Consider the following 15,071-nt stretch of genomic DNA (forward strand, 5'->3'; position numbering starts at 1 on the left):
GGACGCGCCTGCAGTGTCTTGTCCTGCAGCGTCCGCGGTGACCGCTGGCGCAACAACCGGATCAGCCGCGTGTCGGTGGTGCCGAACCAGGGCAGACGCCACATCTGGCTGACTGGAGTATGGGTCTTTCGCAGGATCGAGCGGCAGCGGCACGCAAGCGGTGCCGCTGGCGTTGGACGCAGCGCGTCAACACACCATCACATGCGGTCAGGTGCGCGTGGCCGCCAGGAAATGCGCGCGGTCCTGCTGGGTGCGGCGGCGGATCTCCGCCAGTGCGTCGTTCTCGGTCGCTTCCAGCATGGATTCGAACAGGCGCTGGAAATGGTTGCGCATGGCCGTGCGTGCCGCCACCGGGTCGCGTTGCTGCAGGGCCTGCAGGATGGCGGTGTGTTCGTCCACGCGGGTGGCGCCGTCGTCGTGGCAGACCCGCGCGTATACCTCGCGCACGCGCGGCAATTCGTTGCGCATGCGCCAGATCAACTGCACGCAGTACGCCACTACCGGGTTGCCGCTGATACGCGCGATCGCCAGGTGGAAGGCGCGGTCGTACTCGGCAGCGGCCGCATCGCTGAGCCCTGGTGCGGACAGCGCCTGGATCATGCCGCCCAGTTCGTCCAGTTCCGCATCGGTGATGTGGCTGGCCGCCAATGCGGCCGCCTCCGCCTCGATCACCGCGCGCGCGGATGTCAGCTCGAACGCGCTGACATCCGGCAATGCGCCCTCGTCCGAGGCCAGGCGAGGCTTGACGTACACGCCCGAGCCGATCTTGATCACGATGCGGCCCTGCGCCTCAAGCGCGATCTCGGCCTCGCGCACGGTCACGCGGCTGACGCCGAAGCGCTCGGCCAACTCGCGCTCGCCCGGCAGGCGCGAGCCGACCGGGAATTCGCCCGTGTCGATCAGCGCGCGGATCTTGGCGGCAACGGAGTGGTACAGGCGGTTTTCGGACATCGGCGACTCAAACCCTCAGGGTGATCGGCCCGGCACGCGGGTGCCGGACAGGTGGCGCAGCGGAAGCGGCGCCGGTGGGCGACGCTAGAAGCGGTAGCGCACCCCCAAATAATAGCGTCGCCCGTAAGTGTTGTACTCACGGAAGCTGCCGGGCACCGGCATGTCGGAGATCCGCGGCTCGTTGGTCAGGTTGGAAGCCTCCAGCGACACCGACAGCTGCGCATTGACGCGGTAACTGGCGCGCAGGTCCAGGGTGCCGCTGTCGCGCACGTAGCGGTTCTGCGCCGGGGCGCCGACGAACTTCTGGAAATACTCGGAGCGGTACTTGTAGATGGCCTGCAGGTCGACCGCGCCGATGGCGTAATACAGCTGGCCGGAGAACACGTGCCGCGACAGGCCGAAGATATTGGCCGGCGCGACGATGCCGCCGCTCACCAGGCCGGTGGCCGGGTCGACCTGGTCGCCCAGGCGCAGATCCTGGGTCTTGTAGTTGGAATCGGCGTAGTTGTAGCTCAGCTTGACGCCCAGGCCGTCGAACGGCGCAGGCAGGTAGGAGAAGCGGTGGGTGCCGGTCAGCTCCAGCCCGGTGAGGTCGCTCTTTTGCCGGGTGGTGACGTCCTGCACCACCGGCACCACCACCGCCGTGCCGTCGATGACGAAGCGCTCGTCCACCACCGTGGGCACCGCGCCACCGGTGAACTGCTTGTAATACACCGCGGCGCTGAGCAGGGAGTCGGCATTGGGATACCACTCCAGCGACACGTCCGCATTGGACGACAGCAGCGGCTGCGTGCGCGGGTTGCCGGTGGCGGTGATGCTGCCGATTGCCTCGCCGACACTATTGAATTCGGTCCCCGGTTCCAGGATGAAGGTGCGTCCGGCAGACAGCGCCACCAGATCCGGGCGCGCCATGGCCCGGTACAGCCCGACGCGCAGCTGGGTCTGCTCGGTGAGGCCGATGTTGGCGTTGAAGCTGGGCAGGAACACGCGGTTGGACGCGCGCACCGTCTGCGCGGCGAAGCGTCCGGTTTCCACCAGCTGGATGGTGCCGTCGGGGTTGTCGATCACGTCCAGCTCGCCGCGCAATCCCACCGAGCTGACGTCGGTGCGCACCCAGCGCACGCCCAGGTTGCCATCCAACGGCAGCCCGAACAGCGTGCTGGCGAACTCGCCCATCACATACAGCGCGCGGGTCTTCTCCTCCACGTCGGCGTCGGCGGTGCCGCGCGGGTCGGCATTGCGGCCGGTGTCGTCCACGCCGGTGATGGCGGCAAACAGACAGCGGCTGTCGAAGGTGGCCCACTGCCGGATGGTGTTGCCGCTGGCGCTGGAGAGGAAATCCTCCTGCGGAAACGGTTGCCGGCAGGCCAGGTTGGCGGCGCGGATCGTGGCCGGATCGGTGACATTGCGCTCGACGCGGTCGTCCAGGTCGCGGTAGGTCGCCTCGGACAGGCGCACGCCGCCCTTGATGGAGGTGAGCAGCCCGCTTTCCGGGGTGAAGGCGCCATCGAAACGCCAGGCCCGGATGGTGTGCTCGCGGCGCAACTCGTCGCGGCGCGCACGCGCGGCGGCGCTGAAGTTGTCCGGGTTGTTCAGGTCGAACGCGGGATCGACCACGATCCCCGGCACGTCGCCGGCATAGGTATAGGTGTAGTCCACGCGTTGCCCGTTGATCCCGGGTACGCGGTTGCCGTTGATGTCGGTGGCATTGGAGCGCAGCCGCATCAGGCGGTCGATCTCGCTGCGCTCGGTGCGCGAATACGACACGTCGGTAGACAGCATCCAGGCCGCGTTCGGGCGCCATTCCACGCGTAGCCCGCCACCGCGGTATTGCTCGTCGCGCACCTTGTAGTCGGTGGAGGATTCCACCGTGCTGCTGCCGGTGTGGCCGAGCAAGGCGCCGTTGTCGCCCACCTGGCGGTTGTTGAGGTTGCGCAGGGTCTCGGAGAAGTTGAGCTCGGCGCGGTCTTCGGTCACGGTGCGCTGCGAGTCCTGGTAATCCAGGGCCACATCCAGGCCGTCGAAGGGCCGCCATTGCAGCGCGGCGAAGGCCGCGTCGCGTTGATCGTGCTCGCTGATCTGGCGGTACACCCGGCTGCCGGGCGCCAGGTAATACGGCGTCCCCGCCTGCACCTGCGCCGGGGTCACGGCGGTGCAGTTGCGGCTGGCGCCCACCACCTCGTTGGCGTTGCAGGCCGTCCAGGTGGAGCTGCTGCTCATCACCTCTTCCGGGTTGGTGCCTTCCAGCCGCTGCAGGCCGAGCGAGACCCCCAGCTTGCCGGCCCCGCGCAGATCGAACTGGTCCAGGTAGCTGACGGTGCCGCGCCAACCCACCCCATCGGCGTCGCGCAACTTGCTATCGCCATCGGCATAGGTCGCCCGCCCGTCCAGTTGTACGCGGCGCTTGCCGAATTCCAGCGGCCGCACGGTCTGCATGTTGACCGTGCCGGCGATGCCGCCTTCGACGAAGTCGGCGCGCTGGGTCTTGTAGATCGCCACGGTGTTGATGAGTTCGGAGGGGAACTGGTTGAAGTTCACCGAGCGGTCGCCGCTGCCGTTGCTGGCCTCGCGCCCGTTGAAGGTGGCCGAGCCCAGGAACGGGCCCAGGCCACGGATGGAAATCTCCGACGCGCCGCCTTTTTCGCGGTGCGTGGCCGCACCGGTGATGGTCTCGATCGCTTCGCCGATCGACAGCGCCGGCAGGTCGCCGATGTCTTCTGCCGACAGCACGTCGGCCACCACCGTCTGCTCGCGCTTGCTGTCGATGGACGACTGGATCGAGCTGCGGATGCCGGTGACCTTGACCTGGTCCAGCGTGGTGGGCGCTTGCTCCGGTGCCTGCTGGCCAGCACCGTTTTGCTGGGCCACGGCTGCCTGTGCACTTGCCAGCGCAAGCACGCTCAGTAGCGACCGGGCCAACGCATTACGGTTAATTGGTCTACGTGATTGGTTTAGTTCTAAACACCGCACAATTCCTCCTCCCAAAGGACGCTCGAGACCGAGCGTGGTGGAGACTCCACGCGGACTAACGCCAAGTCAATCATTTCTTTGATTTACCCGACCAACCGCATCACTAGGCCAGTTTTCGTAATTTTTTTGTGCATTCGCAGCATGACATCGAGCGATTCACAGGCTTCAATACAGACCAACTGGACTACTATTTTGGTTGACGATCCAGTCTGCACTGTTACCCTCGTCCATCACCGACGCGCCAGCGTCCAGGAGCATCCCGATGCGATCCCCCGTCTCCCTTGCCTGCCTGTTGCTGCTGTGCGCGCCCGCCTGGATCGGCTCGGCCCAGGCCACCTCTTACCTGGTGCACGACCAAAGCGAGTACGCCGTGGCGGCGGCGGCGCTGCGCGCCGGCGATCGCATCGTGCTGGCCGATGGGCAGTGGCGGGATTTCGCCATCGTGTTGCGCGGGCAAGGCACCGCCGAGCAGCCGATCACCCTCACCGCGCAAACGCCCGGCAAGGTGATCATCAGCGGCACCTCCGACCTGCAGATGGCCGGCACCTACCTGGTGGTATCGGACCTGGTGTTCCGCGACGGCCATAGCCCGGGCGATGCGGTGCTGTCGTACCGCATCTCCAGCAAGGAACGCGCGCGCCACAGCCGCATCACCGGGGTGGTGGTGGACGGCTTCAGCAAGCCCACCCGCAGCGATTCGGACAACTGGGTGGCGCTGTACGACAGCGACAACCGCTTCGACCACAACCAGCTGGTCGGCAAGACCAATGCCGGCCCCACCCTGGTGGTGGTGCGCGACGCCACCCAAGGCCTGGACAATCGCCATCGCATCGACCACAACTGGTTCGGGCCACGTCCCAACCTGGGCGCCAATGGCGGCGAGACGCTACGCATCGGCACCAGCAGCGATGCCGACAGCGCCTCCAACTCGGTGGTGGACAACAACTGGTTCGAGGGCTGCGACGGCGAGGTGGAGGTGGTCTCCAACAAGTCCGGCGGCAACACCTACCGTGGCAATGTGTTCAAGCAGTCGCGCGGCGCGCTGGTGCTGCGGCATGGCGATGGCAACCTGGTCGAGCGCAACGTGTTCTTCGGCGACGGCAAGGCCGACACCGGCGGCATCCGCGTGATCAACCGCAAGCAGACCGTGCGCCACAACTACCTGGAAAACCTGGCCGGCGATGGCTATTCGTCGGCGCTGAGCATCATGTACGGGGTGCCCAACTCGCCCGCCAACCGCTACGTGCAGGTGGACCAGGCGCGCATCGAGCGCAACACCTTCGTGACCGTCAACCAGCTGTTCTTCGGCGCCGGCATGGATGCCGAGCGCACCGCCGCGCCGATCAACAGCCGCTTTGCCGGCAACCTCATCGTGGCCGCGTCCGACCCGGTGCGCGTGCTGGGCGATCTGTCCGGCATTGCCTTCACCAGCAACCTGCAAAGCCCGCTGGCCTCCACCCGCCTGCCCGGCGGCGTCAACAGCCGCCAGGTGACGATGACCCGCGCCAGCACCGGCTTGCTGGTCGCCGACAACGCCACTGGCGTCGGTGCCGACCCGGCGCTGAGCTACATCGCGCGCACGCAGGTGGGCGTGAGCTGGTACCCCAAGCAGGCAGCGCCGGCAGTCACCGACAGCGGCCGCCGCACCCGCGTGCGGCCGGGGCAGTCCAGCCTGACCGACGCCGTGGCGCACGCCGGCCCCGGCGATCGCCTGCAACTGGACGCAGGGCGCTACCAGGTCGATGACATCCTCGACGTGGACCGGCCGCTGACGCTGGAAGGCCCGCAACGCGGCCGCGCGCGCATCCGCTTTTCGCAGCCGGCGCTGTTCCAGATCGCGCCCGGCGGCTCGCTCAACCTGGCCCGGCTCGAGATCGATGGCCGCGCCGCGCCCGCGCAGCCGGGCAATGCGGTGATCCGCACCGCACCCGGCAGCGCGGTGGCGCAGTACCAGCTCACGTTGCGCGACACCCACCTGCATCATCTGCACGCGCAACCCGGCTTCGATGTGATCGCACTCGGCAAGAGCAGCCTGGCCGACCATATCCTGCTGGACAGGTTGCTGGTCGAGGACGTCTCCGGCCGGGTGCTGTCCGCGCACGCCGAGACCGACGACCGTGGCACCTACAACGTCGAACGGGTGACGGTGCGGCAGTCGCAGTTCCACCGCGTCGCCGGGCCGGTGCTGGACCTGTATCGCGGTGGCCGCGACGAAAGCACCTTCGGCCCGGTGCTGCAGGTGAGCGACTCGCACTTCGCGCAGGTCGGCCGCCACGCAAGTGCGTCGTTGCGCCTGCACGGCGTGCAGCGCATTGCGCTGCGCAACAACCGCTTCGTCGACAGCGCCGCGATCCTGGCGCAGCGCACCACCGGCACGCCCCACCTCATCGCCAGCGGCAACCAGTTCGTCGGCACCCCGGCGCTGCATGCCGACGCAGCGGAGCCCCTGCTATGACCCGTTCCACCCGCCTGTTGCTGCTGGTCCTGGTCAGTGCCGGCAGCGCCCTGCCCTGCAGCGCCGCCCCGTCACCCGCAGCCGAACAAGCGGCGCAGCCGCAACCGCGCGCCACCGACGCCACGCCGGTGCTGGTCACCGCCCGGCAATGGCGCGAGATGGCCAGCGATGGCGCCAGGCTGCCGTTGTTCGCCCGCGAACAGGCACGCGCGCAAGCCAGCGTGCGCGCGGCGATGCGGGCCGGGGTGGACGTGCCGGTGCCCAGCGATCCCGGCGGCGGCGCCAGCCACGAGCAGCACAAACGCAACTACCAGGCCATCCAGGCGGCCGGCGCGCTGTACCGGCTCACCGGCGATCGCGCCTATGCCGACTATGCGCGCGACGTGCTGCTGGCCTACGCACGCCTGTATCCCACGCTGGGCGCTCACCCGGCCGGGCGCGGCCAGGTCCCGGGGCGGCTGTTCTGGCAATCCTTGAACGACTCGGTGTGGCTGGTCTACGCAAGCCAGGGCTACGACGCCATCCGCGACACGCTCAGCGCGCAGGACCGCGCCACCATCGACCGCGACGTGTTCGCGCGCATGGCGCAGTTCCTGTGCGACGAAAGCGCCGACAACTTCGACAAGATCCACAACCACGCCACCTGGGCGGTGGCCGCGGTCGGCATGACCGGCTACGTGCTGCGCGATCAGGTGCTGGTGGACAAGGCGCTGCGCGGCAGCAGGCGCGATGGCAAGGCCGGCTTCCTGGCGCAGGTGGACCAGCTGTTCTCGCCGGACGGCTACTACGCCGAAGGCCCGTACTACCAACGCTATGCCCTGGCGCCGTTCGTGCTGTTCGCCAATGCGATCGAGCGCAACCAGCCGCAGCAGCACATCTTCCAGCGTCGCGACGGCGTGCTGCTCAAGGCCGTAAACAGCCTGGTGCAGAGCAGCTACGGCGGCTATTTCTTCCCGATCAACGACGCCATCCTCGACAAGGGCCTGGACACCGAAGAACTGGTGGCCGGCATCGGCATCGCCTACGCGCAGACCCACGATCCGCAGCTGCTGTCCGTCGCACAACGCCAGCGCCGCGTCCTGCTCACGCCCGAAGGCCTGGCCGTGGCCAGCGCGCTCGCGCAGGACCGCGCCCAACCGTTCGCCTTCGGCAGCGTGTTGCTGCGCGATGGCGCACAGGGCGACCAGGGCGCGCTGGCGATCCTGCGCAGCGGCGGCGAAGACGGCCAGACGCTGGTGATGAAGAACACCTCGCAAGGCATGGGCCACGGCCATTTCGACAAGTTGCACTGGCTGTTCTACGACAACGGCCAGCGCGTGGTCACCGACTACGGCGCGGCGCGTTTCTTGAACGTGGAAGCCAAGGCCGGCGGCATCTATCTGCCGGAAAACACCAGCTGGGCCAAGCAGACCGTTGCGCACAACACGCTGGTGGTGAACGAGACCAGCCACTTCAACGGCGACTGGAAAGTGGGCGAGCAACACGCGCCGACGCAGCTGCTGTTCGCCAGCACTGCCGACACCCAGATCGTGTCGGCGCGCATGCAGCAGGCCTACGACGGAGTCACCTTCACCCGCACCCAGGCGCTGCTGTCGCACCCGGAGCTGCGCCTGCCGGTGGTGGTCGACCTGCTGCGCGTCAACGCCGGCGCTCCGGCACGTTACGACCTGCCGCTGCATTTCAACGGGCAGATCATGCAAGTCGGCTTCAAGGCAGAGCGCGCACTGACGCAACGCCCGGTACTGGGCAAGGCCAACGGCTATCAGCACCTGTGGGTGGACGCCTCCAGCGACGCCAGCACCGACACGCGCAGCCTGAGCTGGCTGCTCGCCGGCCGCTTCTACAGCTACCGCTTCGGCAGCAGCGCGCCTGCGCGTGCCTTGCTGGTGGAAAGCGGAGCCAACGACCCGAACTTCAACCTGCGCCGCGAACCGGCGCTGATCCAGCGTGTCGATGGGCAGGCCAATGTCAGCTTCTTCGGCGTGCTCGAACCGCATGGCGAATACAACGGCACCGCCGAGTACGTACGCGGTGCCAACAGCCGCATCCGCGCCATCGAGCGCGTGCGCGGCGACGATGCCGAGGTGATCGTGCTCACCCTGGTCGGCGGCCAGCGCATCGCGCTGGCGGTGGCCGACGACGCCGATGCACAACGCAGCCACCAGGTGCAGGCCGCCGGTCAGCACTACAGCTGGCGCGGCGGCTATGCGCGCTTCGATCGCACCGCAGGTGCGCAATGAGCAGCGTCTCCACCGGCGCCACCGGCACGCGGCCCGCGGGCAAGCGCTCGGCGGTGCGCTGGCTGATCGTGGCGCTGATCGCGGTGGCCACGGTGATCAACTACATTGACCGCAACGCGTTGGCGGTGATGTGGCCGGCAATCTCGCGCGACATCGGTGCCACCAAGGAAGACTACGCGCTGCTGGTCACCATCTTCATGCTGTTCTATGCCGCCGGGCAGTTCGTGTTCGGGCGGCTGTTCGACATCATCGGCACCCGGCTCGGCTTTGCCTTGTCCATCGCGGTGTGGTCGCTCTCCATCGCGCTGCATGCCCTCACCCATTCCATCATGGCGTTCTCGGTGGTGCGCGCACTGCTGGGCATCAGCGAAGCCGGCGCCTGGCCAGGCGCGGTCAAGGCCAATGCGGAATGGTTTCCCGCCCGAGAGCGTGCGTTGGCGCAGGGCATCTTCAATGCCGGCGCCTCCATCGGCGCGATCGTCTCGGCGCCGCTGATCGCGCTGCTGTTCCTGTCGTTCGGCTGGAAAGGCACGTTCGTGCTGATCGGCGTGCTGGGCATGCTCTGGTTGCTGCCGTGGCTGGTGATTTACCGCGCCGGGCCGGACCGGCATCCCTGGGTCGACGCGGCCGAGCGTGAGTTGATCCTGGATGTACCCGACGCCGGCAGCGCGCCGCCGCCGGCCTACCTGCCCACGCTGCGTCAGCTGATGTCGCACCGGCAAAGCTGGGGGATCGTGCTGGCGCGGTTCTTCCTGGACCCGATCTGGTGGCTGTTCGTGTCGTGGTTGCCGATCTACCTGGCCGAGACCTTCCACTTCGACATCAAGCAGATCGGCGCATTCGCCTGGGTGCCGTTCGTCGGCGCGATGCTGGGCAGCCTGTGCGGCGGCTGGCTGTCCGGGCGGCTGATCGCGGCCGGCTGGAGCGTGGACCGCGCGCGCAAATGGACCATCACCCTGGGCGGGGCCATCATGACGCCGGCGCTGCTCGGCGCCGTGCAGGCAGCCGACCCGCGCATGGCGGTGCTGACGATTGCCGCCGTGCTGTTCGGCTTCCAGATCGCCATCGGCAATATCCAGACCCTGCCCGGCGACCTGTTCGCCGGTAAATCGGTCGGCTCGCTGGCCGGCATCGGCGGCATGGCCGCGGTGGCCGGCACCTTGATCACCACCTGGCTGGTCCCGGTGATGACCGCAACCTCGTACGCACCGATGTTCATTCTGGTCGCCGCGCTGGTGCCGGCCTCGCTGGCCGCGCTGTGGCTGGTCACTGGCCGTATCCACCGACTCGACGCGGCGGGCACCTGAGCGTGCCCGCTGCCTACTCCGCTTTCCCCACACCAACAGGACACACCCGCATGCATTTCCACGACAAGGTCGCCATCGTCACCGGCGGTGGCCGCGATATCGGCCGCGCCATCTCGCTCAAGCTGGCTGCGGCCGGCGCCAAGGTCTGCATCAACTACGCCAACGACGACGCCAGCGCGCGCGATACGCTGGCGCAGCTGCAGGCCGCCGGCGGCCAGGGCATCCTGCACCGCGCCGACGTCACCGATGCCACCGCCGTGGCCGGCCTGCTGACCGCCACGCGCACCGCCTTCGGCCAGCACATCGATGTGCTGATCAACGTGGCCGGCGGCATGCTGGCGCGCAAGCCGCTGGCCGACATCGACGAGGCCTTCTTCCATCAGGTGATGGACCTCAACCTCAAATCGGTCTACCTGACCACCCAGGCGGTGGCGCCGCATATGCGCGAAGGCGGCGCGATCGTCAATTTCGCCTCGCTTGCCGGGCGCGATGGCGGTGGACCGGGTGCGGCCATCTACGCCACCGCCAAGGCGGCGGTAATGACCTTCTCGCGCGCGATGGCCAAGGAACTGGGCCCGCGCAGCATCCGCGTCAACGCCCTGTGCTGCGGCATGATCTCCACCCGCTTCCACGACGACTTCACCAAGCCGGAAGTGCGCGCCTTCGTCGCCAATGCCACCCCGCTACGACGCGAAGGCCGCCCCGACGAAGCCGCCGATGCGGCGTTGTACCTGGCATCGGATGCGGCCAGCTTCATCAATGGTGCCAACCTGGACGTCAACGGCGGCGTGTTCTTTTCCTGATCGACAAAGGAGTGCTGCATGCGCTGGCGATGGATGATGACTGCGACGCTGAGTGTGGTGCTGGCAGGCCCGGCCACGGCGCACCCCGCGCCACGCTGGGTGCCGGCCTGGATCGCCTCGGCAACGCCGGACCGGCTCGACGGCGGCGCCGACACGCCGCTGCAGTTTGCCGATGAAACGGTGCGCCAGGACATGCGCCTGGGCAGTGCGGCAGTGGCCCTGCGCGTGCGCATCAGCAACGAGCTGGGCACCGCACCGCTGACGGTCGCTGCGGGCACGGCGCGTCTGCTCGGCGGCGCCGGAGACGCGCAACCGCTGCGCTTCGACGGGCGCGCCAGCGTGACCGTGCCGCCCGGCGGCGTGCTGCTCAGCGACCCGGTGCCGCTGCGTGCACCGGCATTGGGCGATGTGGCGGTCAGCCTGTATTTCCCCACACCGGCGCGCCCGGCGGTACGCCGCACGGCGGTGCGGGTGGTCAAGGGCCAGGGAGAGGTACCGGACAGCAACGCGTTGGCGTATCGCCAGAACGTCATCTCGGCCCTTTACGTCCAACCGCCGCATCCACGCCAGACGGTGGTGGTGGCGCTGGGCGATTCGATCACCGAAGGCGCCACCGCCACACGCGGTGCCAATGGCGATTGGCCGGCCCTGCTGGCCAGGCGGCTGGAGCAGCGCTGCCCCGGCAGCGTGGTGGTGCTCAACGCCGGCATCAGCGGCAACAAGCTGCTCGACGACGGCCGCAGCCCCAGCGCGCTGGCGCGGCTGGATCGCGACGTGCTGGCGCTGCCCGGGGTGGACCGGGTGATCCTGTTCGAAGGCATCAACGACATCCGCCACAGCGGTCCGCCGGATGCAATTGCCGGCCGCAATGCCGCCGACATGGTGCTGGGATATCGCCAGATCGTGGCCCGGCTGCAGCAACACGGCATCGCCGTGATCGGCGCCACGCTGACCCCGTTCGGCAACTCCGACCGCTACGAACCGGTGGCGGCGGCCACACGCCAGACGCTCAACGGGTTCATCCGCGAGGGGCAGGCATTCGATGCGGTGATCGACTTCGACGCCGCGCTGCGCGACCCCGCCAGGCCGGAGTGGTTGCCTGCAGCGCTGACCCGCGACTTCCTGCATCCCAACGATGCCGGTTACCAGCGCATGGCCGAGTCGGTGGACCTGGCGTTGTTCTGCAAGGCCCGCTGAGCCGCCAGTCGGCGCGCACCGGCGCGCATGCGCCAGGCTGGCCGCCACAACGACGCGGCGGCACGTCCCGCGTGCACGCTGGCCTGCGCGCTAGCGTTTTTTCAGGATGCTGATCTCGCCGGAGGTTTCCAGGATCGCCATGTCGATATCGGCATCGTCGCGGCAATCGGCCTTGCGTTTTGCCACCTCGAAATCGGCATAGCTGACGTTGTGGCGAACCAGCTCCTTCCAGTAGATCTCGCCACCGCGCGCCAGCAGCGCGGGGGTGCCCTGCACCCAGGTATCGAGCCGCCGGCTGCGCGCGGTCGCCATGCCCACCAGCCAGTTCAACGCAAGCAGGGTGACGGCCAGGATCATGCCGCCCAGCAACGAAACGTCCTTGCCGATCAACGAGTTCTGCACCGCGGTTCCCAGCAGCACGATGAGCAGCACGTCGAACGGCGTGGACTGGCCTAGCGCGCGTTTGCCGGTCATGCGCGTCAGCAGCAGGACCACGGTATAGACCGCTACCGCACGCAGCACGAACTCCCACCATGGCATGCCAAGGTGCATCATTTCGTAGAAGCGCACGCGTGTTTGCACGTCCAGCATCGTGTGTCCTGACCGCCGTTGATTGATGGCGCACGCTAGTGCGGCAACGGTGAAGGCGTTGTGCTGTTGCCATCGTTGCCGAGACGGCCTGCTAGGCATCCATCGTGCACCGCATCACGGCTTTTGCCTGGCGATCCGTTAGCGTCTGGCCTGGACAGACGGGGATGGCGGGCATGGGGACAGGAATCACGCGTCGCGGGTTGCTGCTGGGCACCGCGTCGGCAGCCGTGTTGGCACAGGTGCCGGTGGGGGTTGCGCTGCCGCGCCGTGCGGCCGCGGCGCCCGCCTTCATCGATGCCTTGATCGCGCGCATGAGCACGGAGGAAAAGGCCGGGCAGCTGACGCTGTCCGGTTCGGCGCAGCAAACCGATGCGGCGGCGGCGGCCAACCCGATCAATACCGTGCCCACGGCCGAGGGCCAGCTTGCCGCCGCGCGTGCCGGGCGGGTGGGCGGCATTTTCAACGGCTCCAATGTGCTGTGGCATCAGCAACTGCAGCAGGCCGCGCTGCAGAGCCGGTTGAAGATTCCGCTGCTGTTTGCCGCCGATGTGATCCACGGGTTCACCACGGTGTTTCCGGTGCCGCTGGCCGAGGCCGCCAGCTTCGAGCCGGCGCTGGCGCAACGCACCGCGCGTGCGGCTGCACTGGAGGCCAGTGCGGTCGGCATCGACTGGACCTTCGCGCCGATGGTGGATATCGCACGCGATGCGCGCTGGGGGCGCGGCGTGGAAGGCAGCGGCGAAGACGTGCTGCTCGGCCGGCGTTTTGCGCAGGCACGCGTGCGCGGCTTCCAGGGCGAAGGCCTGGGTCATGCCGATGCACTTGCAGCCTGCCCCAAGCATTTCGCTGCCTACGGAGCCGCCGAGGCGGGGTTGGACTACAACACTGTCGACATCTCCGAGCGCAGCCTGCGCGAGGTCTACTTCCCGCCGTTCCAGGCTGCCTTCGATGCCGGCGCGGTGACCACGATGGCGGCCTTCAACGAGATCGCCGGCGTCCCTGCCACCGCCAATCGCTGGTTGCTGGGCGAGGTGCTACGCGGCGAGTGGGACTACCGCGGCCTGGTGGTGTCCGACTACACCGGCGATCTGGAACTGATCGGGCACGGGTTTGCCAGCGATGCCCGCGAGGCGACCAGGCTGGCGTTTTTGGCCGGTGTGGACATCAGCATGCAGAGCGGGCTGTACCTGCAGCATCTGCCGGCGCTGGTGGCCGCCGGCGACGTGACGATGGCGCAACTGGATGCCTCGGTACGGCGCGTGCTGCAGTTCAAGGCCGAGCTTGGATTGTTCGACGATCCGTTCCTGCGCATCGTGCCGGCGCGCGCGCAGGCGCGGCAGCGGCGTCCGGACAGCTTGGCACTGGCACGCGAGGCGGCGCGCAAATCCATCGTGCTGCTCAAGAACGATGGCGAGCTGCTGCCACTGAAGACGCAGGGCCAACACATCGCGCTGATCGGGCCGATGGCACGCAACTGGACCGACACCGCCGGCCCATGGACCCTGTTCGGCGGCGACGACAGCGGCAACGACCTGGCCACCGCACTGCGCGCGCGGCTGGGCAACCCGGGCAGCCTGCAGGTGGTGGAAGGCTGCGACTTCGAACATAGCCTGCCCGGCGGCGTGCAGGCGGCCGTCATGGCAGCGGCGTCCGCGGATGTGGCGGTGCTGGCGATCGGCGAGCCGATGCGCTACTCCGGCGAAGCGCAGTCGCGCAGCGAGATCGTCATTCCCGCCGTGCAGCAATCGCTGCTGGCCGCGGTGGCAGCCACCGGCACGCCGGTGGTGGTGGTGCTCAGCAACGGCCGTGCGCTGGTGATCGATGGCCCGGTGCTCAAGGCACCGGCAATCCTGGTCGGCTGGTTCCTGGGCTCGGCATCGGGCGCCGCGTTGGCGGACATCCTGTTCGGCGCACACGGTCCGTCCGGTCGCTTGCCGGTGAGCTTTCCGTATGCATCCGGGCAAGTACCCTATAGCTATGCGCACAAGCCCAGCGGCCGTGCCGACCCGCGCCCGGATGCCTTGCAGCCGTTCAAGACCCGCTACCGTACCGCGCCCAATGCCGCGTTGTTTCCGTTCGGGCATGGCCTGACCTATGGCCGCATCGAGTACGGCGAGCTGCGCTTGAGCGATGCACGGATGGCGGCGACCGGTAGCCTGCGCATCAGCGCGCGCATCCACAACCGCGGCACGCGCGATGCCGAGGAAGTGGCGCAGCTCTACATCCGCGACCGCAGCGCCAGCATCACCCGCCCGGTGCGCGAGCTGAAGGACTTCCGCAAGCTGGCGGTGCCGGCAGGCGGCAGCGCGGTGGTGGAGTTCGTGCTGCGCCGTGAGGACCTGCTGTTTATCGGCCAGGCATTGAAGCCAACGGTAGAGCCTGGCGTATTCGATGTGTGGGTGGCGCCCTCTGCAGAGGCCGAGGGCGTGTCGGCGAGTTTCGAATTGATGGGCTGAGCGCCAGCCGCCATCGGGATGGCTCAGCGCAGGGGATGGATATGGGGCGTGTCTCGCTCACGCCGACGGCATCGCGCCCAGGGTGGCTCGGGCACATCTAC

Annotated in this window: 9 protein-coding genes; 6 read left to right on the top strand and 3 right to left on the bottom strand. The window is 68.2% G+C overall.

The window, feature by feature from the left end; genetic code table 11:
* Positions 1-207: 207 nt before the first annotated feature.
* Both FHT09_RS07695 and FHT09_RS07700 read right to left on the bottom strand, forming a co-directional pair.
* A complete protein-coding gene (locus FHT09_RS07695) occupies positions 208-951 on the bottom strand; it encodes an FCD domain-containing protein (RefSeq protein ID WP_047124158.1) in 744 nt (247 codons plus the stop codon).
* An 84-nt stretch (positions 952-1,035) separates the two neighbouring features.
* Positions 1,036-3,819: a TonB-dependent receptor gene (locus FHT09_RS07700; protein ID WP_308686680.1), complete on the bottom strand. Its 2,784-nt coding sequence runs from the start codon at positions 3,817-3,819 to the stop codon at positions 1,036-1,038.
* Between the two features lie 364 nt (positions 3,820-4,183).
* Here FHT09_RS07700 and FHT09_RS07705 point away from each other — a divergent pair, with 364 nt between their 5' ends.
* The 5 genes from FHT09_RS07705 to FHT09_RS07725 are packed head-to-tail and all read left to right on the top strand — an operon-like array spanning position 4,184 to position 11,923.
* Entirely contained in the window at positions 4,184-6,376 is a 2,193-nt protein-coding gene (locus FHT09_RS07705; RefSeq protein WP_258077159.1) for a polysaccharide lyase 6 family protein, read from the top strand.
* A complete protein-coding gene (locus tag FHT09_RS07710; RefSeq protein WP_104604541.1) occupies positions 6,373-8,616 on the top strand; it encodes an oligoalginate lyase in 2,244 nt (747 codons plus the stop codon). Before FHT09_RS07705 ends, FHT09_RS07710 begins: the two co-directional genes overlap by 4 nt.
* Positions 8,613-9,923 (top strand): MFS transporter, encoded by a 1,311-nt coding sequence (locus FHT09_RS07715; protein WP_104604540.1) that lies wholly within the window; start codon positions 8,613-8,615, stop codon positions 9,921-9,923. The genes FHT09_RS07710 and FHT09_RS07715 overlap by 4 nt, the downstream gene beginning before the upstream one ends.
* Before the next feature lie 50 nt (positions 9,924-9,973).
* The gene (locus tag FHT09_RS07720) at positions 9,974-10,726 is read left to right on the top strand and encodes a glucose 1-dehydrogenase (protein WP_104604539.1); all 753 of its coding nucleotides are present in this window, start codon (positions 9,974-9,976) and stop codon (positions 10,724-10,726) included.
* Positions 10,727-10,744: 18 nt separating this feature from the next.
* A complete protein-coding gene (locus FHT09_RS07725; protein ID WP_258077158.1) occupies positions 10,745-11,923 on the top strand; it encodes an SGNH/GDSL hydrolase family protein in 1,179 nt (392 codons plus the stop codon).
* A 90-nt stretch (positions 11,924-12,013) separates the two neighbouring features.
* Here the strand turns inward: FHT09_RS07725 and FHT09_RS07730 are convergent, their stop codons facing one another.
* Positions 12,014-12,514: a YetF domain-containing protein gene (locus tag FHT09_RS07730; RefSeq protein WP_104604537.1), complete on the bottom strand. Its 501-nt coding sequence runs from the start codon at positions 12,512-12,514 to the stop codon at positions 12,014-12,016.
* A gap of 173 nt (positions 12,515-12,687) precedes the next feature.
* On the opposite strand from FHT09_RS07730, the gene FHT09_RS07735 reads away from it, so the two are divergent.
* Complete coding sequence (locus tag FHT09_RS07735; protein ID WP_104604600.1) at positions 12,688-14,970, top strand: glycoside hydrolase family 3 N-terminal domain-containing protein; 2,283 nt, start codon at positions 12,688-12,690, stop codon at positions 14,968-14,970.
* The last annotated feature ends 101 nt before the right edge of the window (positions 14,971-15,071 follow it).

This window comes from Xanthomonas sp. CFBP 8152, from assembly GCF_014199025.1.
GTDB lineage: Bacteria > Pseudomonadota > Gammaproteobacteria > Xanthomonadales > Xanthomonadaceae > Xanthomonas > Xanthomonas arboricola_B.